General features: G+C 65.4%; 14 protein-coding genes. 7 read left to right on the top strand and 7 right to left on the bottom strand.

What is annotated here, in order from left to right:
- Positions 1–35 precede the first annotated feature (35 nt).
- The 3 genes from ACQP1O_RS16500 to ACQP1O_RS16490 are packed head-to-tail and all read right to left on the bottom strand — an operon-like array spanning position 36 to position 3,993.
- A complete protein-coding gene (locus ACQP1O_RS16500; RefSeq protein WP_433566656.1) occupies positions 36–1,757 on the bottom strand; it encodes a flavin reductase in 1,722 nt (573 codons plus the stop codon).
- On the bottom strand, positions 1,754–2,983 hold the full coding sequence (locus tag ACQP1O_RS16495) for a styrene monooxygenase/indole monooxygenase family protein (protein ID WP_433566655.1): 1,230 nt from the start codon (positions 2,981–2,983) through the stop codon (positions 1,754–1,756). The genes ACQP1O_RS16500 and ACQP1O_RS16495 overlap by 4 nt, the downstream gene beginning before the upstream one ends.
- 26 nt (positions 2,984–3,009) lie before the next feature.
- Complete coding sequence (locus ACQP1O_RS16490) at positions 3,010–3,993, bottom strand: SDR family oxidoreductase (protein WP_433566654.1); 984 nt, start codon at positions 3,991–3,993, stop codon at positions 3,010–3,012.
- Positions 3,994–4,030: 37 nt separating this feature from the next.
- Between ACQP1O_RS16490 and ACQP1O_RS16485 the strand changes: the two genes are divergently transcribed.
- The gene (locus ACQP1O_RS16485) at positions 4,031–5,029 is read left to right on the top strand and encodes an AraC family transcriptional regulator (RefSeq protein ID WP_433566653.1); all 999 of its coding nucleotides are present in this window, start codon (positions 4,031–4,033) and stop codon (positions 5,027–5,029) included.
- 70 nt (positions 5,030–5,099) lie between these two features.
- Here the strand turns inward: ACQP1O_RS16485 and ACQP1O_RS16480 are convergent, their stop codons facing one another.
- From ACQP1O_RS16480 to ACQP1O_RS16465, 4 genes are all read right to left on the bottom strand, one after another.
- The gene (locus tag ACQP1O_RS16480) at positions 5,100–7,505 is read right to left on the bottom strand and encodes a bifunctional salicylyl-CoA 5-hydroxylase/oxidoreductase (protein ID WP_433566652.1); all 2,406 of its coding nucleotides are present in this window, start codon (positions 7,503–7,505) and stop codon (positions 5,100–5,102) included.
- 7 nt (positions 7,506–7,512) lie between these two features.
- Positions 7,513–8,004: an acyl-CoA thioesterase gene (locus ACQP1O_RS16475; RefSeq protein ID WP_433566651.1), complete on the bottom strand. Its 492-nt coding sequence runs from the start codon at positions 8,002–8,004 to the stop codon at positions 7,513–7,515.
- Positions 8,001–9,614 (bottom strand): AMP-binding protein, encoded by a 1,614-nt coding sequence (locus tag ACQP1O_RS16470; RefSeq protein ID WP_433566650.1) that lies wholly within the window; start codon positions 9,612–9,614, stop codon positions 8,001–8,003. The genes ACQP1O_RS16475 and ACQP1O_RS16470 overlap by 4 nt, the downstream gene beginning before the upstream one ends.
- Positions 9,615–9,719: 105 nt before the next feature.
- A complete protein-coding gene (locus ACQP1O_RS16465) occupies positions 9,720–10,124 on the bottom strand; it encodes a RidA family protein (RefSeq protein ID WP_433566649.1) in 405 nt (134 codons plus the stop codon).
- 176 nt (positions 10,125–10,300) lie between these two features.
- Here ACQP1O_RS16465 and ACQP1O_RS16460 point away from each other — a divergent pair, with 176 nt between their 5' ends.
- From ACQP1O_RS16460 to ACQP1O_RS16435, 6 genes are all read left to right on the top strand, one after another.
- On the top strand, positions 10,301–11,167 hold the full coding sequence (locus ACQP1O_RS16460; protein WP_433566648.1) for a fumarylacetoacetate hydrolase family protein: 867 nt from the start codon (positions 10,301–10,303) through the stop codon (positions 11,165–11,167).
- Positions 11,164–11,604, top strand: coding sequence for a cupin domain-containing protein (locus ACQP1O_RS16455; RefSeq protein ID WP_433566647.1), 441 nt, complete (start codon positions 11,164–11,166; stop codon positions 11,602–11,604). Before ACQP1O_RS16460 ends, ACQP1O_RS16455 begins: the two co-directional genes overlap by 4 nt.
- 110 nt (positions 11,605–11,714) lie before the next feature.
- Entirely contained in the window at positions 11,715–13,325 is a 1,611-nt protein-coding gene (locus ACQP1O_RS16450) for a phytoene desaturase family protein (RefSeq protein ID WP_433566646.1), read from the top strand.
- A 111-nt stretch (positions 13,326–13,436) separates the two neighbouring features.
- Positions 13,437–14,207 carry a cyclase family protein gene (locus tag ACQP1O_RS16445; protein ID WP_433566645.1) on the top strand — a complete coding sequence of 257 codons (771 nt, stop codon included), beginning with the start codon at positions 13,437–13,439 and terminating at the stop codon, positions 14,205–14,207.
- Between the two features lie 78 nt (positions 14,208–14,285).
- Positions 14,286–16,385 (top strand): thiamine pyrophosphate-dependent enzyme, encoded by a 2,100-nt coding sequence (locus ACQP1O_RS16440; RefSeq protein ID WP_433566644.1) that lies wholly within the window; start codon positions 14,286–14,288, stop codon positions 16,383–16,385.
- A complete protein-coding gene (locus ACQP1O_RS16435) occupies positions 16,382–18,007 on the top strand; it encodes an indolepyruvate oxidoreductase subunit beta family protein (protein ID WP_433566643.1) in 1,626 nt (541 codons plus the stop codon). Before ACQP1O_RS16440 ends, ACQP1O_RS16435 begins: the two co-directional genes overlap by 4 nt.
- The last annotated feature ends 43 nt before the right edge of the window (positions 18,008–18,050 follow it).

Raw genomic sequence — 18,050 nt, 5'->3', positions numbered from 1 at the left:
CGCGCGGACGACCGGTGATCGAGTGCCCTTGTCGTTCAAGGGAAGTCGGGATGATCGGCGGCGATTCGGTAACCCCCGGAGTGGAAGACCAGCGGCTGACCATGACAGGTGTCGAACTGCTCGACCTCGCCGATGAAAATGACATGATCACCGGCTTCCACCCGCTGCACGGTCCGGCACTGGAAGCGGGCGATGCTGTTGTCCAGCAATGGAATTCCCGCGATTCCGTCGTGGTGGGCCACCCCGACGAACTTGTCCGGCGCGGGCGTGGCGAACTGCCGCGAGAGCTCGTGCTGGTCGACGGCGAGTACGTTCACGGCGAAATGCGACGCCGCGACGAGGTCGGGCAGACTCGGTGCCTTCTTGGCTGGGCACCAGGCGACCAGCGGTGGATCCAGCGAGACCGAGGTGAACGAGTTGGCGGTCACCCCGACCTTGCGGCCATCGGGCGCGCGTGAGGTCACGACCGTGACACCGGTCGCGTACAGTCCGAGGGCATTTCGCAAGGCCCGCGGGTCGACCGCATTCGATTCGGACCGGACCGCATCGAGCATGCGCTCGGCATCGGACCGGTCGAACCACCAGTCGTGCACGGCGCTCGGGTCGTCGAATCCAGCTGCGAACAACCCGGCCACCGCTGGCTCGTCCGCGGTGATCCGCACGAAATCCAGTACATGCTCGGGGATCTCGGTGAGCATGCGGTTGGTCCACGCCACGGACCACCGCCCCCAGTTGCGCCAGAAGGATTCGAATACCTCATGCATCCACTCGGTGTCGAACACCTTCACGCCGTGCCGCAATATCGCATCGAGGTAGATACCTGCCGCGTGGACAGCGTTGTTCGCGCCCTGCGCGGTCAGCGGATCATTGAGCACGACCGCGTCGGCCAGGCCCAGCAGCGGATGTCCGGACGCGGTGAAGGCCACCGGCCGGCGCACCGTGGGCGTCAACCGGCCACGCAGCACGCCGCCGTCATCGGTCAGCTCGATGTCGCGGGCTCGGGCCGCGATCTTCGGAAACGTGTCGTCGAGGACCTCCATACACCGTTGCAGATGCTCCTCCGGTGTCTTCACGTTGTCGAAGCGATCCATCGGTCCGCCCGGGATCGCTTCGACGACCAGGATCGAGCATGGGCCGGAGGTGGTGAGCGCAGGCAGCGTGATCACTTCCCCTGCCCCCGGCACCACCGAGATGGTGAGGTCGGCGCCGGAGTCGGCGGGCAGCAGACCGCGCACATACGCCACGGCCAGCGCCCGCTTCGGACGGTCGTACGGCGACCGCACCCGATCGCGGGCGAACATCCGGCCCAGATCTCCGGTACCGGTGGCCACGATGGTCAGACTATGGTGTGCCGCAAGGGAATCCAGACGTTCCACACTGACGTCCTCGACGTGGAAGCTCCCGCCCTCGGCGATGAACGCCTCGATCAGGGCGGCGCAGGCCACGCGCTGGTCGATCGAGTACGCAGGAGTCTCGAACGCCGAAACCACTTCCCCCACACCGTCGATGCTCAGTGTAAGACGGTCGATAGCAGGGGCATCGGCAACTTCCTCGACGTCGACGATACGGCTCAGGACCCGTAGGGCCGACCCGAACAGGCATTGACTCGACAGCACCGAACCGGTCCGGACCTCGTCGGGGTGGCGGTCGCCGATCAAGGTCACCGTGCAGCCGTGGCGCCGCAGCCCCAACGCCAGCAGGGCTCCGGCCTGTCCTGCCCCGATGATGGCGATACGGTGGGGTTCCTGAGCGTTCATGCCGCCGGAGCGAGGTCGTCGAGGTACGACCGCGCGCTGTCGGGGTCCATGAACCAGTGGAAGAAGTCCCGCGGATCGTCGAAACCGTTGGCGAAGCGACGAGCGATCCGCGGACTCGTTCCGGCCGCGCCCAACATCGCCAGTACGTGTTCGGGTGGAGGAACCAGTAGCCCGTTGGTCCAGTTCACCACGTACTTCGCGTAGTCCCAATACCTTTCGAACGTGTCGTGCATGAACTGCCGGTCGAATGGTCGGTCGTCGTGCTCGAGGATGCTCGCCAGATAGGAGGTGGCGCATTTGGAGGCGTTGTTGGATCCCTGCCCGGTAATGGGGTCGTTGAGCACGACGACGTCAGCCATTCCGAGCACAGGAGTACCCGAAGCAAGCACCCCGATCGGGCGGCGCACGGTGGGCGGGAAACGGCCGGCGAGCACGCCCAGGTCGTCGGTGAGCTCGAGGTCGCGGCAACGTTCGGCCTCCCACGGCAGGTAGGTTTCGACGATCTTCTTCGCGGTCTCGAGGTGCTGGTGCGGGTCGGTGACACCGCCGAAGCAGTCCATCGGACCGCCGGGCACACCCTCGATGACCATGATCTCGCACGGGCCGGTCGTGGTCAGCGCCGGGAATACGAAGTACTCACCGATCCCGGGAATCATGTTGAACGACACTGCCGAATACGGCTCGCGGGGTGCCATGCCGGTCACGTATGTGAGTGACAAGGCTCGTTGCGGTCGGTCGAATGTCGAACGGGCCGAGTCACGTTCGAACATCTTGGCAATGTCGCCCTTGCCCGCCGCCACCAGTACCAGATCGGACTCGCGCGCATACCTCTCGAGGTCGTCGAGGGTGGCATCATGGATGTCGAGTCGGCCACCCCGGTCTTCGAATTCGCCCATCCAGCGTGGCATCTTCACTCGCTGGTCGACAGATTGCGCCGGAAGGTCCAGCCGGGATGCCCAGGAGATCGCCTTATCCCCTTTGTCGTCGGGAACAGTGAACGCGATGCCGTCCACATTCGGACATTCCTCGGCCCAGAAATCCAGATGAAGTGCATGTTCTCGGGCCAGCGAGCTGCCGAACATGCACTGGCTGGAGCTCACCTGGCCGGTGAGGATCGCTTCGGGGGTGCGGTTCGACACGATCCGGACGTCGTATCCGGCATCGAGCAGACCCACGCCGAGCTGCAGGCCGGACTGACCGGCACCGATGATGGTGATGGTACGCATTGTGTTCCTTCGATTTTCGGATCTGGTCAGTGCGCCGGCGCGGTCTCGGTGACGAGTTGCGGGATGGCACTCACGGTCTGCTCCGGGCCGAGAGCGGAGTAGCCGCCGTCGACGGCCCAGTCGGCGCCGGTGACGAACGACGCCGCTTCGGAGGCGAGAAAGGCGATCACACGCCCCACCTCGGATGGGTCGCCGGTGCGGGCGAGCAGGTGGAAGGGAGCCGCGACGGAATCGGTGTGCGCGCGATCGCCGGCGGAAAGCTCATCCATGATTTTCGACCAGGTCCAGCCTGGGCTCACCGAATTCACTCGGATACCGTCAGCGGCGTAATCCAGCGCCATGCTGCGGGTGACCTGGGCGATGGCGGCCTTGCTCGCTGGGTATACCCACCGACCGGCCTGCGCGACCTTCGCCGAAATCGAGCTCAGGTTGACGATGGCTCCGCGACTGCGCGCCAGATGGGGACGGGCGGCGGCAGCGAACAGCACCGCGCTGACCAGGTTGACGTCCAGGGTCCGCAACCAGGTTGCCCGGTCGGTGTCGGCGCCATCGTCTCCGTACGAACACGCCAGGTTGACCAGGACATCGAGCGATCCGAACGTTTCGACCGTCGCGCTGACGCAATGTCGGACGGACTCATCGCTGGTGATGTCGGTCCGGACGAACGCGGCCCGGTCGAACTTCTCGGCAACCGCCGCGCCGCCCACCTCGTCGATATCGGCTACCACCACTTGCGCGCCTGCGGCGACGAGCTCGGCGACGACACCGGTCCCGAACAGGGTGGCGCCACCTGTGACGATTGCCGTCTTGGTGGACAGTGAGATTGGCGTTGACATGCAGCCCTCCGAACTACACACGCTAATGTGACCCGAGTCACGGTAAGGAGCGGTTGGATCGTCGGCTATCCCCCAAACGCGGAGCTTGTCCGCACAGCGTCGATCCGACGGTTCTTGACACGCATGACGCCGGGATGGAACAAACTGATAACGCGCAATCATGACGATGGTCAAGAAGACGATATGTGCGCGTGTGCCGCCTGGAGGAAGCATGAACGATGATGAGCGCCCGCTCAGCCGATACCGCCTCGCGGCCTCCAGCGATCCTGACGTCGTACGCGACACCGTCGGCCAGGCCTTTTGCGATCACCGGCTGTCACCACTGAGCCGCGGTACCGGACTCGACGCACACTTCAACGGCTTGCGCTGGCGCAGCGTCGGGGTGTACTACCTGGAGTACGGCACCGATGTCCGCATCGACCCGCGCGACCTCGACGACTTCTACCTCGTCCAGGTCCCGCTCGTCGGTCGTGCCACGATCACCGTTGGAGCCGAAAGTTTCACCTCCACAACGGAAGTGGCCTCGGTACTCGATCCCGGACCGCGTGTATCGATGTCGTGGGAAGGGGCGAATCGGCAACTGCTGCTGCGCTTGGACCGCGCATCGGTTCACGACGTGCTGCGCAAGAAGCTCGGAAGGGAACCGACCACGCCCCTCGCATTCGCCCCGCGGATGGATCTCACGACCCCGGCCGGCCGCACCTGGAGCGGGCTGTTCAAGCTGTTGACCGATGCCGTCGGTTCGGCCGAGATCCCGGAATCCATAGCTGTCCGCGAATTCGAAGGGCTCCTCGTCAGCCAGCTGCTGCTCGGCCAGCCGAACAACTACCACGACGAGCTCGACCGGCGACCACAGCCGACGGTGGCCCGGCCCATCGCGCAGGCCGCGGACCTGATCGAAGCCCACGCCCATGAACCCCTCACCATCGACGACATCGCCGAGGCGATCGGCGTGAGCACACGCACGCTCCAGGACGGCTTCCGCCGCTACTACGACACGACACCGATGGCATACCTGCGCGATGTACGACTGCGGCGCGTGCGGACCGACCTGTTGCAGGCCGATTCGACAACCGCCACGGTGACCGACATCGCGATCCGGTGGGGATTCCTGCACCCGGGCCGCTTCTCGATCCTGTACCGCGATCGCTATGGCGAATCGCCGTCGCAGACGCTTCGGCTGGAACGTGACCGCACCGTCCGGAAATAGCCCACACCACAAGGCAAATGCCCCGCCCGTGGCCCGGGCGGGGATGTCAACAGCTCCTGTGTGAGCGTACTCAGCGACTCACACCGACCGCAGGCGGCTGCCAGCGCTGCCGGAGGGTCGTTGCCCCTTCGGCAGCGCGGATCAATTGAAGACGCGGGGGCGGGCCGTCGGTGCGGCCGCTGGGCGGTTTGCGGTTACCGGCGCGGAAGGGCGCGGGCCATTCCGCCGCTTCGCCGACATACTGCTGGTCCACCGCGGCGTGCAGTGTCCACTGCGGATCCCACAGATGAGCACGGCCGATCGCCACCAGGTCGGCACGCCCGGCGAGCAGGACCGAATTGACATCGTCGTAGGAGGAGATGGCACCGACCGCCACCACCGAGATGCCGTGGGGCACACCGACCTCCTGCCGGATCCGGTCCGCGAACGGCGTCTGATAACTACGCCCGAACACAGGCTTCTCATGCTTGACCACCTGGCCGGAGGACACATGCAGCACATCGACTCCGTGTTCGGCGAATGCACGAGCGATCTCGACCGCGTCGTCTACGGTATTACCCCCCTCGGCCCAGTCTGTGGCCGAAATGCGCACCGACAGTGGCCGATCCGCAGGCCACACCGCTCGGATCGCATCGAAGACGCGCAGCGGGAAGCGTAAGCGGTTCTCGAGTGAGCCGCCGAACTCATCGGTGCGCTGATTGGCCAGCGCCGAGAGGAAAGACGACAGCAGATATCCATGCGCACAGTGCAGTTCGAGCAGATCGAACCCCGCGCGGGCGGCGGCCCGGCCCGACCGAGCGAACTGTTCGGTGATCTCGTCCATCTCCTCGCACGTGATCTCGCGCGGGGTGCGGCTGTCGGGTCCGTACGGGATGGCCGACGGGGCGACGGTGTCCCAGCCGCCGGTGTCCAGCGGGTCGTCGATGCCCTCCCACATGACCTTGGTGGCGCCCTTGCGGCCGGAATGCCCCAGTTGCACACCAATCTTCGAGCGGGAATTGGCGTGCACGAACTCCACGACCCGGGCCCACGCCCGCTCTTGTTCTGTGGTGTACAGCCCCGCGCATCCGGGCGTGATGCGCCCTTCCGGCGACACACACACCATCTCGGTCATTACCAGCCCCGCACCGCCGAGCGCCTTGCTGCCCAGATGCACCAGGTGGAAATCGGTGGGCACACCGTCGACGGCCGAGTACATGTCCATCGGCGAGACAAGGATCCGGTTGGGCAGCTCGATTCCCTTGAGCCGCAAAGGGTAGAACATGGGCGGACGAGTTTCGTCGCCGATCACTGCCGCGTTCTGCGGCGTGTCGTCCTGGATCGAGAGGTACCACCCGTCGATCCGGTTCACGAATCCGTCATCCCGCAGCCGCAGGTTGTCGTAGGTGATGCGGCGACTGCGCGTGAGGAGATTGAAAGCGAACTGATCCGGCGGTTGATCGGTGTAGTTGCCGATCGCTTCGAACCACTCCAGGCTGGCCTGGGCTGCCCGTTGAATCGACTCCACAACAGGGCGTCGCTCCTGCTCGTAGGCTTCCAGACCGGTTGCGACGGAGCCGTTTTCGTGCAGGCAGGCGGCGAGCGCGAGGGCATCTTCCATGGCCAGTTTCGTGCCCGAGCCGATGGAGAAGTGCGCGGTATGCGCAGCATCGCCCATCAGTACGACATTGCCGTGCCGCCAGGTCTGGTTGCGGACCGTTGTGAAGTCGATCCACCGCGAGTTGTTGGACTGCAGACCGTGGCCGTCCAACTCGTCGGCCAAGATCTCCGCCAGTAGCGCGATGGACTTCTCGTCGTTCTCGCCGGGCAGAAACGCGCGGTCGGCGAACGCGTCGAAGCCGGCTTTCCGCCACACGGATTCGTGCATCTCCACGATGAATGTGCTCTGCTCGGCACTGAACGGATAGCCGTGTACCTGCATGACCCCGAACGGCGTGCGCTTGATGAAGAACTCGAATGCCTCGAACACCCGGTCGGTGCCCAGCCACATGTACTTGTTGTGCCGCCGATCCAGATCCGGGCCGAACACATCCGCGAAACGGGTCCGCACCACGGAGTTGAGACCATCGGCCGCAAGCACCAGATCATGGGTGGCGGACAACTCCTCCACATCCGGCGCGAGCGTGCGGAAATGGATGGTGACACCCAGATCGGCGCATCGCCGCTGCAAGATGCGCAGCAACTCCTTGCGGCTCATCGCCGCGAACCCCTGGCCGCCGGAGGTGCGGACCTCACCCCGGTAGTGGATATCGATGTCGCTCCAGCGGGCGAATTGCTCGCTCATCGCACGATAGATCTCCTCGTCGGCATGCTCGATGCCACCGAGGGTCTCGTCGGAGAACACCACACCGAAACCGAAGGTGTCCTCGGGAGCATTGCGCTCCCAGACGGTGATGTCGTGGGTGGGGTCGAGTTGTTTCATCAAGGCGGAGAAGTACAGCCCCGCGGGCCCTCCGCCGATCACGGCGATACGCATGAAAGCCTCACACTCTTCGGGTCGAAGTCGGTTCGAATTCAGTTGGCTGCCATTTGGACTCGGCCGAGCCGAATTCGGGCAGCGTTGCGCCGCGTAGGGCCGCGGCGATGTTGTCGGGCCATGGCACCGAACCCCTGTCGGCGTCGGGCGCATGGGCGGCTGTCAGGACGCCGCGTGCCGCGATCGTCGACGGCTCCGGCAGTGACGGCTGCTTCACCGCGGGGATCCTGGTGATGATGAAGTCGTACCGGAGCGAGGATCGGCCGACATTGCCCACCGACAGGCTGATGGACGCGGTATCGCCGAACCAGAGGCGCTCCAGGTAGTCGACTTCGTATCGCACTCGTGGAATCCGGCCGAACAGCCAGCGCAGCCCGATTCGGTCGAGCAGTGCGGCTTCGGCCGCCTCCACCCAGCGCACGACCGTACTGTGGTGGTAATGCCCGGCCGCATCGGTGTCCTGCCAGTCCACGACACGCTCGATCACGATGTCGGTCATCGCGTACCCCAGTTCTCGCGCACCTTGGACCGCTGTAGCTTGCCGCTGGGATTGCGGGGCACACTGTCGACGAATTCGATACTGCGCGGGTACTTGTACGGTGCCGCAGTGCTCTTGGCGAAGTCCTGGAGCTCGCGAGCCTTCGCCGCGTCGCCCGGGACACCCTGCCGGAGCACCACCGCCGCGTGCACGATCATGCCGCGGTCCTCGTCGGGAACCCCGATCACCGCGCTCTCGACCACATCCGGGTGCTGGTCGAGGATCGCCTCGACCTCCGGTGCACCGATGTTGTACCCGGCCGAGACGATCATGTCGTCGCTGCGGGCGTGGTACCAGAAGTAGCCGTCGGCGTCGCGAGTGTAGGTGTCGCCGGTCAGATTCCAGCCATCACGCACATACTGACGCTGACGGGGATCGGCCAGATACCGGCACCCGGTCGGTCCCTGCACCGCCAGCCGGCCGGGAGTGCCATCCGGTACCGGGTTGCCGTCGTCGTCCTGGATCTGGGCGCGAAATCCGGGCACCACCCTGCCGGTGGAGCCGGAGCGGATGTCGTCGTCAGCCGCCGAGATAAAGACATGGAGCAGCTCGGTGCCGCCGAGACCATTGATGATCTTCAGCCCGGTCCGTTCGTGAAACCGCTCGAAAACGGCTTCCGGCAGATGTTCACCGGCCGAAACGCACCGGCGCAGGGATTTCAGGCGTTCCGGATCGTCGCGCTTGATCAAAGACTTATACGCGGTCGGCGCAGTGAAAAGCACTGTCGCCGAGAACTTCTCGATCGCGGCGACGAGCGCATCCGGATCGGGCTTCTCCAACAGCACGACCGACGCTCCGACAGATAGCGGGAACATCACCAGCCCACCGAGGCCGAAAGTGAATGCCACAGGCGGTGTCCCGATGAAGACGTCAACGCCGCGCGGTCGCAGCACATGGGCGGAGAAGGTGTCGGCGATGGCCAGCACGTCGCGGTGGAAGTGCATGGTGACCTTGGGCATTCCAGTCGTGCCCGAAGTCGGCGCGAGCAGCACCACGTCGTCGGCACTGGTCCGCACGTCGGTGTGGGCGACCGGTTTGGCTGCTGCCCTGCGGATCAGGTCGTCGTCACCCGGCCCGCCGACCGAGGCGATACGCAAGGCCGTGTCGGCCTTGGACAGTTCGTCGAGCAGCCGGTGATCGCACAGCGCCAGCGCCGGGCGGGTCAGCTCGATCAGTTTGATCAGCTCGGGAGCACGCAGCAGGGGCATGGTGGTCACCACCACCCCACCCGCCTTGACGACACCGAACCAGCAGGCAACCAGCCACGCGGTGTTGGGTGCGCGCAACAGCACACGATTTCCGGGAACCAGGCCGTAGTCGTCGGCCAGCACATGCGCGATCTGGTTCGCACGGTCGAGAAGATCGCCGTAGGTCCACGTTTCGGACTCGGAGTGCAGGCAGGGCCTGGCCCGGCCATGGACAGCTACCGTCGCATCGAGCAGGGCGCTCGCGCAGTTGAGTCGATCAGCGTAGCGCAGCCCTGCCAGATCGAAGACCAGATCGGGCCAGTCGGCTTCGGGCGGGAGATTGTCCCGGCAGAAGGTGTCTTTGTGCGCGGAGGGTGTGAGCATCAAGCTCGGCCCTTTCGAACTGGTGAGGCCAATACAATCTCATTGTTTCTAGTTGACCGCCGTCGATGTCGCGCCATATTCCAAGGCGGCACCGAGCCGGCGATATCAGGCTTGTTCGGAGCCCAGCGCGGCCACGGCCTGAATCTCCACGAGCGCTTCGGGTTGCCAGAGCGCGGTGACACCGATTCCGGCCATCGCCGGGTACGACTCGCCGACCAACTCGCGCCAGAGGGGGCCGATTTCCTTGGCGTTGGCCTGATAGCCGGGAATGTCGAGCAGATAGATGGTCACCGACAGCAGATCCTGCGGCTTTCCGCCCGCAGCCTCGAGCGCCGCGATCACATTGGCCAGCGCCTGCCGGAACTGGGCGACGATCCCGCCGTCGACGATCCTCCCCTCGGGTGTCAGGGCCGTCTGGCCCGCCAGGTGAACGATGTCGCGAAACCGCGTGGCGTGGGCGAACCCGGAGGGTTTCGCCAGCTCGGGCGGATTGATGTGGTCGACGAGCATGATCGCCTCTTTCTCGCGGAGACCCACCGGACGGCGAGCCGATTCGAAGGGGGGTGGCCCGGACCACAATATGGTGTTAGATTCATCATCGTCAATAGAACGCTATATATGAGCTGCCGCTCCTCGCGTTCGAAGCCGCCGCGGGCAACCCGGCCGAATTCCTGGAGTCTCCAGCGATGCGTTTGCGAACAGTTCTCCGCGACGACCACGGCACTCGCGCCGAAGTCCGCTCCGACGGACAGTGGTACGCGACGACGGCCGCCGACGTCGGCGCACTGCTCTCGGGCCAGAACTGGCGCTCGGTCCGACCACTGCCCGGCGAGCAGCCGCCACCCGGGCGGGCCGCGCCGGTGGTGACAACGCCGACCAAGATCGTGTGCTGCGGCCACAATTACCGCGCCCACATCGCCGAGATGGGTCGATCCACACCCGAATTCCCCACGCTCTTCGCGAAATTCGCCGACACGCTCACTGCCTGGGACGCCGACATCGCCCTGCCCGGCCCGGCCGAGGCGGTGCTGTTCGACTGGGAGGCCGAACTCGCGATCGTCGTGGGCGCCACCCTGCGCCGGGCCGATCGTGACGCGGCGCGGGCCGCCATTGCCGGATACACCGTCGCGAACGACTTCTCGGTGCGCGGCTGGCAACAGCGGACTCCGCAGTGGTTGCAGGGCAAGGCCTTCGACGCCACCACTCCACTGGGTCCTGATCTGGTGACGCCCGACGAGGCCGACCCCGCCGATGGCCTGCGCATCGTCTGTCGAGTCAACGGCACCGAGGAGCAGACCGGGGCCACCGACGACCTGGTCTTCGACGCGGCGACCCTGCTGTCGTACATCTCCGCGTTCACCGTGCTACGTCCCGGTGACGTCGTATTGACCGGCACCCCGGGGGGTGTCGGCATCGCGGCAGACCCGCCGCGCTACCTGCGTGCCGGTGACGTCGTCGAGACCGAAATCGAGGGCATCGGCCTGCTACGTAATCGAATCACACTGTCCCCCAATGATATCGAGCCCGCTCAGCGGGACGGAAAGGAATCATGATGCCCAGTGACACCACCTTCCAGGTCGCTCCGATCGTCACCAGAGCCGGAGCGGAGTACACCGAGACGGCACAGTCCGGTGGCGCGGTGCGCGTCTCGGGCGTGAGCCCGCAACACACCCCGGCGACCAAGATCTGGTACGGCAAGGTGACCAACGAACCCGGCTACCGGTCCTTGCCCCATCACCACGGCGAAGCCGAGACCGGCGGCTATGTCCTCGTCGGAAAGGCACGCATCTACTACGGGGAGAACTATGCGGAGTACGTCGACATGAGCGAAGGCGATTTCGTATTCGTGCCACCGTTCATGCCGCACGTCGAGGTCAACATGAGCACCACCGAGAAGCTGGTCTGGCTGACCTGCCGCACTCCGGACAATATCGTCGTCAACCTGCCCGATGTCGACGATTCCATCCTGGTCGGGTACCGGCAGGCGTGATGTTCGGGCCCGGGTCGCATCATCGGCCCGGGCCATCGGACCGCACGATCCGGACAGATGCCGCGCGCAGCGTATAGCCGAGCAAGTGCGGTAACCATACCGTGCGTGCGATGACCGACATCACAACCGCAGCCGACGTGATCATCATCGGCGCAGGGGTCAACGGCCTGGTGGCCGCGGCCGAGTTGGCACTGGCCGGCTGGTCGGTGCAGTTGCTGGAGCGCAATCCGAAAATCGGCGGATTCATCGCCACCGAAGAGCGCACTCTTCCCGGCTACCGGCACGACACCTACTCGTCCTGGCATCCATTGTTCGTCTCCGGCGCCGCCTATACGAGCCTCGGACCCTACCTGCACGAACACGGACTCGAATTCCGCAACACCGAACAATGGGTGACCGCCAGCGCTGCCGATGACGGCCGCGTCACCATCGCACACCGCGATCCGGAACGCACCGTCATGGAGTTCGCCGACCCTGGCGACCGAACCGCATATCTCGCGATGCTGGCCCGGCTTGCCGCGAGTGCGGCACCGATCGGCGGGCTGATGGACGCCGAACTGCGCTCGCCATTCGCCCTCCGACCGCTGGCCGGTCTGATCCGCGGCGGGCGACGCGGCACCGAAGACTGGCTCCGGATGGCGCTCACCAGCGGTCGTGGATTCGCGCGCCGCGAGTTTCGGGGCCCCGAAGTCGATCACCTCTATACACCATGGCTGCTGCACGCCGGCCTCTCTCCGGACCACGCTTCAGGCGGACTGATGATGCCGTTGCTCGCGGCCACCCTGCACGGGGCCGGACTGCCGGTGGTTGCCGGCGGATCCGCCGGGCTGCTGACAGCGTTCGAGTCGCTGCTGCATTCTCTCGGCGTCGAGGTGCGAACGTCCACGCTGGTGGAGCAGATCCTGGTGGACCACGGCCGAGCAATCGGGGTCATCGCCAACGGCCACGCCACATATGCCCGCCGCGCAGTGCTCGCTTCGGTGACGCCGACCGCCTTGTACGACAAGCTGTTACCGCCTGACGCAGTGTCATCCACCATCCGCGCCGAGGCTGCGACCTTCCGCTACGGCCGCGCGGAAATGCAAGTCCATGTCGCTTTGTCGGCACCGCTGGACTGGACCGACACCCGATTGCGCGACATTCCGTTGATTCACCTCTCCGATGGATCCGACAGCACCGGAATCGCCTGCGCCGAGGCCGAAGCCGGGCTGCTCCCCCGCCGACCGACCGTCGTCGTCGGCCAGCAGTACCTGCTCGACCCCTGCAGGGTGCCGGACGGTACGGCCGCCCTCTGGCTGCAACTGCAGGAAGTTCCCTTCGCACCGGTAGGCGATGCGGCCGGAGTGCTGGACACCACCCATGGCTGGACTCCGACGCTGGCACGGAGTTTCGCCGATCGGGTACTGGCGCGAATCGCCACCCACGCTCCCGACCTTCCGCGGAAAGTGCTCGCGGTCGACATCATCACACCGGCCGATTTGGCCCTACACAACCCGAATGCCGTCACCGGCGATCCCTACGGGGGTTCGTGCGAACTGGACCAAAGTTACCTGTGGCGCCCGCTGCCCTCCGCCGGACGACATGCGACACCCGTGTCCGGGCTGTGGCAGATCGGTGCATCCACGCATCCCGGCCCCGGCTTGAGCGGCGGATCGGGACACCTCGTAGCGCGAACGCTCACACGAAATCGCAAGCTGCACAGACTGTTCCGCGCACGGTGAACAGCGCCGCCGGTCACCTGCGCCAGCCGGACAACCGCCGCGTACAGCGGATAGCTCGGCGCGACCAGCCGCATCAGACTTCGAAACCAGTTACTCACCCCAGGAGCCACGATGTCTCTGCTCAACGCCGTCATCGAAGCGACCCGCTCCGGCGCTGTCGACATCATCGATCTCACCACTCCGTTGCAGGAGACCACCCCGATCCTGCAGCTGCCGCCGCCGCTGGCCAACACCGTCCCGTTCCGGCTCGAGGAGATCAGCCGCTACGACGACCGCGGGCCCGCCTGGTACTGGAACAACATCCACACCGGCGAGCACACGGGCACCCATCTCGACGCACCGGTGCACTGGTTGAGCGGCCGTGACGGACACGATGTCTCACAAGCCCCGATGCAGACCCTGGTCGCGCCCGTGGCAATGATCGACATGACCGCTGAGGTCGCCGCCGACCCGGAATTCCTGTTGGAAATCGAGCACATCCACCGCTGGGAGAAAGAGCACGGACCACTCCCCGCGGGCGGCTGGCTGCTCTATCGCACCGGATGGGAATCCCGAGGTGAGGATGCCGCCGCATTCACCAATGACGGGCACACACCCGGCGTTTCCGCCGCTTGCGCCGAGTGGCTGGCCGAAGAGTCCGCACTGACCGGACTCGGCGTGGAAACCGTCGGCACCGACGCCGGCGCGGCCGCTGGGTTCGAACCGCCCTTCCCGTGCCACAGCCGGCTGCTGGGCGCCAACAAATGGGGCCTGACCAGTCTGCGCAACCTCGCCCGGGTGCCGGCCACCGGCGCCCTGCTGATCGTGTCCCCGCTGCCGATCGTCGGCGGGTCCGGCAGCCCGGCGCGGGTGCTCGCGCTCGTCGAGCGCGACGCCGGATAAGGGAGGGAAACCATGGCAGAACGGTCTTTCACGAACGAGGTCGGCAAACTGCGGCAGGGCTCCGGCACGACCCTGCACGTGGAGGGGATCCTTGCGGTCACGAAGGCACTGCTGCAGTCCGGCGTCGCCTATGTCGGCGGCTACCAGGGCGCACCGATCTCCCATCTCATGGACGTACTCGGCGATGCCAAAGACGTACTCGACGAGCTCGGCGTCTATTTCGAAAACAGCGCCTCGGAAGCTACCGCGGCGGCGATGCTGGCCGCCTCCGTGCACTATCCGCTCCGTGGCGCGGTGACATGGAAGTCAACCGTGGGCACCAACGTTGCTGCCGACGCCCTGGCGAATCTGGCCAGCGGCGGCGTCACCGGCGGAGCACTCGTCATCCTCGGCGAGGACTACGGCGAGGGCTCCAGCATCATGCAGGAGCGTTCGCACGCGTTCGCAATGAAATCGCAGATGTGGCTGTTGGATCCGCGGCCGAATATCACCGCGATCGTGGACGCGGTCAAATCCGGCTTCGAGCTGTCGGAGGCGAGCAACACCCCGGTGTTCTTGCTGCTGCGGCTGCGCTCATGTCACCTGCACGGAGCGTTCGAGGCCGAAGACAACAAGCGGCCTCCCATGACGGTCACCGAAGCGACCCGGCGGCCCACTCGCGACGTGAGTCGAATCGTGTTGCCGCCGGCCAGCTTTCAACATGAGAAGGAGAAGATCGAAAATCGATGGCCTGCCGCGGTGAAGTACATCCGCGACCGCGGGCTCAACGAGGTGTTCGGCGAGGACCTCGCCGACGTCGGAATCATCGTTCAAGGAGGGCTGTACAACACCCTCAACCGGTCGATGGAACTGCTCGGATGCTCGGATGCGTTCGGCAACACTCGGGTACCGCTGTACGTAATGAACGTTGCCTACCCGGTGATCGACGAAGAAGTCATCGAATTCTGCACTGACAAGCGCGCGGTGCTGCTGGTCGAAGAAGGCCAGCCGGACTTCATCGAACAGAACATCAATGCCATCCTGCGTCGCGCCGGCATACCCACCGAACTGCACGGCAAGGACATGCTGACCATGGCCGGCGAGTACACCTCGCTGGTCGTCACGCGTGGAGTGCATACCTTTCTCAGCAGCTATCTGCCCGAGGCGATCACTGCCGAACCCGCGCTCCTGCGCTCGGCCGACCACCCGGCCAGCCCGTTCGCAGTCCGGGTCGAGCCACACATTGTGCGGCCCCGGCCGCCTGGGCTGTGCACCGGATGCCCAGAGCGACCCATCTTCAGCGGATTGAAACTCGCCGAACGCGAAACGGGCGAACATCACATCAGTGCCGACATCGGCTGTCACCTGTTTTCGATCAACGCGCCGTTCGATCTAGGGGCGACAACCATGGGCTATGGCCTCGGTTCGGCGGCTGCGGCGGCACTGAACTCGACGGGCTCGGCCCACCGAACCATCGCGATGATGGGCGACGGGGGCTTCTGGCACAACGGGCTGAGCAGCGGCGTCGGCAACGCGGTCTTCAACAAGAACGACCAGCTACTGGTAGTCGTCGACAACGATTACGCGGCCGCCACCGGAGGTCAGGACGTGCTGTCCTCGCAGGCCGACCTGCCGACCCGCTCCACCAGACATCCCATCGAGAGCGCCGTCCGCGGCATCGGTGTCAACTGGGCCAAGACAATTGACAACACCTACGACGTCACCACCGTGCGCGACACCTTCGTCGATGCGCTCACCACCGATGAGACAGGGCCGAAAGTCCTTGTCATGCAAAGCGAATGCCAGCTCAACCGGCAACGACGTGAGAAGCCGCAGCGGGCACAGGCATTGCGAGCCGGCGAGCGGGTGATCCGCGAGCGTTTCGGCGTCGACCCGGAGACCTGCACCGGTGACCACGCCTGCATCCGCATCTCCGGCTGCCCGTCGCTGACCATCACCGACAACCCCGACCCCATGCGCACCGATCCCATCGCGACCGTGCTCGACAGCTGCGTCGGATGCGGAGTGTGCGGCGCCAACGCGCATGCGGCCGTGTTGTGTCCGTCCTTCTACCGAACGGACGTCGTCTACAACCCCACCCGGCGCGATCGCGTGCTGGCCCGGCTGCGCACCTGGTGGATCAACATGCTCGCGTGCGGAATAGAGCGCCGCGCCGCCGGATTCGAGGTAACACCATGACAGGCTGGTACACCGGACAGCGCCCCATAACCCTCGCGATCCTGGCCATGGGCGGCGAAGGCGGGGGCGTACTCTCCGACTGGATCGTGGAAGTCGCCGAGGCGGCCGGCTACTTCGCCCAGACCACGTCTGTGCCCGGTGTCGCCCAGCGCACCGGATCCACCGTGTACTACGTGGAGCTGTTCCAGCCCTCCCGAACCGGCCACACCGCCGGAACCGGACGCGGCGAACCTGTGCTGAGCGTGTTCCCCACCCCTGGTGAAGTCGACATCGTGATTGCCTCCGAGCTGATGGAAGCGGCCCGCGCCGTCCAACGTGGGTTCACAACACCGGATCGAACCACCCTGTTCACCTCCACGCACAGGGTGTATTCGATCGACGAGAAGATGGCTCTCGGCGACGGTCGCGTCGACAGCACGGCGCTTCTGGACGCGGCCCGGCGCGGATCGAAGCGACTGATCGCATCCGATTTCATGGCAGTAGCCGAGCATCACCGCAGCGTGATCAGTGCGGCGCTGTTCGGCGCCGTGGCCGGATCCGGCGTATTACCGTTCACCCGAGAACAATTCGAAGGGCCGATTCGCCGCTTCGGCAAAGGGATCGAACAGTCCCTACGTGCATTCGCCGACGGCTTCAGCGCTGCCGCCGCACCGACAGTCACCGAACCCCCGATCCCACCGCGAACTTCACAGCCGGTGGAATTGACCCTCATTCCGCGGCCGGTTACCGCCGACGAGCGCAAGACACGAGAAGTTCAGCGCCGCAATGAAATAGCCGCCAACGACCCGGGAGCGCTCGTCGGCCCCAAACTACGGAAGCTCGCGGAGACCGTCAGGGATCTCCCGCCTGCGGCGCGGTCGATGATCCTGCACGGCCTGGTCCGCACCGCGATGTATCAGAACACCGCGTACTCCCGGCTATATCTGAGTCGCGTAGGGGAATTCGCGGCAGTAGATCCCGATGCCGAGGGCAGCGCCCTGCTCACCACCGAAGCAGCCCGGCAGGTCGCACTGTGGATGTGCTATCAGGACACCATTCAGGTTGCGCTGCAGAAAATCCGGCGACACCGCATGGATCGCATCCGCTCCGAGGCGCGTGCCGAACCGGACCAGTTGATTCACGTCCGCGAGTACCTCCACCCACAGATCGACGAGATCACCGACACCATGCCGACTCGAATCGGCTCGGTTCTGCGCCGCTCCAGCACATTCCAGCGTCTGGTCCGAAAATTCACCCGCCGAGGCATGACCGTCAACACCAGCTCGATCACCGGCTACACCGCCCTGTCGATCACAGCCCGACTTCGCCCCTTGCGCCCACGATCGTTGCGCTATCAGCGCGAACAGCAAGCCATCAACGAATGGCTGAAAGCAGCATCGACCGCTGCCCCACTCGACGCCGACCTCGCCCGCGAGATCCTCGAATGCCAACGTGTGCTCAAGGGCTACGGCGCCACCTTCGAACACGGCACCAACAGTTTCGGAAAGCTCATGCACGCTGCCCACGAATTGACCGGGCACCCAGATGCAGCCGAACGACTCTCGAAGCTTCGGGCGGCCGCACTCGCCGACGAGACCGATACAGCTCTGACCATCGAGCTCGCTGCAGCACTGCCCAGCTGACAATCCTCTGAAGGCAACGCGTCGGACATCCCGGCACGACCAA

This window comes from Nocardia sp. CA-151230 (genome assembly GCF_050942175.1).
GTDB lineage: Bacteria > Actinomycetota > Actinomycetes > Mycobacteriales > Mycobacteriaceae > Nocardia.
This window is presented reverse-complemented; position numbering and strand designations above follow the sequence as displayed.